Origin of the sequence: Novipirellula sp. (assembly GCF_041583735.1) — a bacterium.
Classification (GTDB): domain Bacteria; phylum Planctomycetota; class Planctomycetia; order Pirellulales; family Pirellulaceae; genus Novipirellula.
Genome location: NZ_JBFHFD010000956.1, coordinates 1 through 2,252, shown reverse-complemented (window position 1 = coordinate 2,252; position 2,252 = coordinate 1). Strand labels below are relative to the sequence as shown.

Annotated in this window: 3 protein-coding genes; all 3 read right to left on the bottom strand. The window is 55.2% G+C overall.

Going from position 1 to position 2,252, the window contains the following annotated elements; all coding sequences use genetic code 11:
- A partial coding sequence (locus ABX962_RS34995; RefSeq protein ID WP_372726286.1) for a class I SAM-dependent methyltransferase occupies nucleotides 1-532 on the bottom strand: 532 nt, incomplete at its 3' end.
- A gap of 66 nt (nucleotides 533-598) precedes the next feature.
- Entirely contained in the window at nucleotides 599-1,678 is a 1,080-nt protein-coding gene (gene prfA, locus ABX962_RS34990; RefSeq protein ID WP_372726285.1) for a peptide chain release factor 1, read from the bottom strand.
- 138 nt (nucleotides 1,679-1,816) lie between these two features.
- Nucleotides 1,817-2,065, bottom strand: a complete 249-nt coding sequence (gene rpmE, locus ABX962_RS34985; protein ID WP_339936699.1) for a 50S ribosomal protein L31 — start codon at nucleotides 2,063-2,065, stop codon at nucleotides 1,817-1,819.
- Nucleotides 2,066-2,252: the final 187 nt, after the last annotated feature.

The following is a 2,252-nucleotide window of genomic DNA, read 5'->3' as shown; positions in this document are numbered from 1 at the left end:
GAACCGAGTCGGTGGCTTTGAGATGTTCCGCATTCCAGGTCGCGATTTTCAAAGCCGCCTCGCTCAGATCGATTGCAGTGATCTCGGCATCTTTGATGTTTTTGGCCAACGTGATCGCAATCGCGCCGCTGCCGGTGCCGACATCAGCAATGCGAATCGGTCGGTCGCTGATCTTCATCGCCTTGGCAACATCGAGTGCTTCGATCACCAGATGCTCGGTTTCCGGTCGCGGAATCAACACGTTTTCATCCACGCGAAAACGCAGCGAGTAGAACTCGCGATAGCCGACCAACTGAGCCACCGGAGTGCCTTCACCACGACGACGAATCATCTCACGGAACGCCACACGTTGTTCTTCGGTTGGAACCTCGCTGAACGCAGTGTACAGTTCGATGCGGGCGCAATCGCGGGCATGCGCGAGCAAGACTTCGGCGTCAAGCCGAGGCGATTCGCTTCCCCGACTTTTGAAAAAGTTGGTGGTCCACTCCAACAGTCGCAGCACCGTCCACGGCTCTTCCTTGGTGTCCGACATGGGGTTTCCTTTTGGGGGAATCGAGTCAACGCAGCGTTACAAAACCAAATCGCAAGCAGCGCGTGATCAGTCAATCATATCGCCGCGAAGTTGGTCGCGATCGTATTCGATCATCGCTTCGGTGACGGGGCTTAAGTCACCCGCAATGATTTGGTCGAGTTTGTAAATCGTCAAATTGATGCGGTGATCGGTTAAGCGGTTCTGAGGATAGTTGTAGGTGCGGATACGCTGACTGCGGTCGCCCGATCCGATCAGGCCTTTGCGTTTTTCGGCAAGCTTTGCGTCTTCCTCTTCGCGTTTCTTTTCGTAAACGCGTGCCTTAAGAACTCGCAGCGCGCGAGCCAGATTTTTGTGTTGGCTCTTTTCATCTTGGCACTGCACGACGATGCCGGTTTCATGGTGTGTCAAACGAATCGCCGATTCCGTCTTGTTGACGTGCTGACCGCCGGGGCCGGACGCACAAAACTTGTCGACTCGGTAATCGTCGGGCTTGATGTTGACTTCGACATCTTCGGGTTCCGGCATCACCGCGACGGTCGCTGCAGAGGTGTGGATACGGCCTTGCGTCTCGGTCTCAGGAACACGCTGGACACGATGTCCACCCGATTCGTACGCCAAGTCGCGATAAACGTTTTCGCCCTCCAACGTCAGTGTGATGTCTTTGAACCCGCCCATTTCGGTGGCGCTATGGTCCATGATCTCAGTCTTCCAACCTTTCGATTCCGCGTAGTGGCGGTACATTTCGAATAGGTCGCGAGCGAACAACGCCGCTTCATCGCCACCGGTGCCTGCGCGAATTTCCATCACACATCGAGTCCGGTGCGAATCCTCGCCCCCGACCGTTAGTGAGAGTAGATCTTCCCACAATTGCTCGCGGCGTTTTCGCAGCCCTTCCATCTCGGCTTCGGCCATTTCTCGTTCTTCGGAATCCTCGGCCGCTTCCGCCATCTCTTCGCAGCCGCGGATTTCGTCAGTCAGCTTTTTGAACTCGCGGTACTTCCCTGCGACCTTGGCCAGCCCGCCGTGTTCACGTGCTGCGGCACTCATGCGTGCCCCGTCGGCAAGCACTTCAGGGTCGGACATGTCGAGTTCGAGCTGCTTAAAGCGAGCAAGCTTTTCTTCGAGAGTGTCGCGGATCGTACTCATGGGGAGTCATTCAGGAACGAGGCGGAAAGCAGGATAAAACGAAGAGCAGAACGGTTTGTTACACGTATCATAAAAAACAGCCGCACGCGTCCCAATCGAGGACGGTGCGGCTGGATGTCGTGTTCAGTCGTGGCGAAGCTATTTTTTGGCTTTCTTCACTGGCTTCTTCGATGCCAGGCTGCCGTAGGTTCCTGCAGCAAATTTCTTTTGGAACTTGTCGATGCGGCCCGCGGTGTCAACGAACTTCAGCTTTCCGGTATAGAAAGGATGACATTCGCTGCAAATGTCGACCTTCAATTCAGGTCGCACGCTGCGGGTCGTAAAGGTGTTGCCACAACCACAGGATACGGTTGTGTCTTGATATTTAGGGTGAATGCCGTCTTTCATGGCAGTTTTCTCTCGTTGTGTGGGGTTGAGCGCACTGGCTTGGTACAGTATCGCGAGCGAGGAATCCTACGCTATCGGCCCCGCTTTGTTCAAGGGCCTTTGTTGCCCAGAAAACCCCGGTTTACCCGGCCATACCCGTTTTGTCAGGTATTGCCGTTTGCACGGGCCTGTTTCAAGGGGCCCGTTT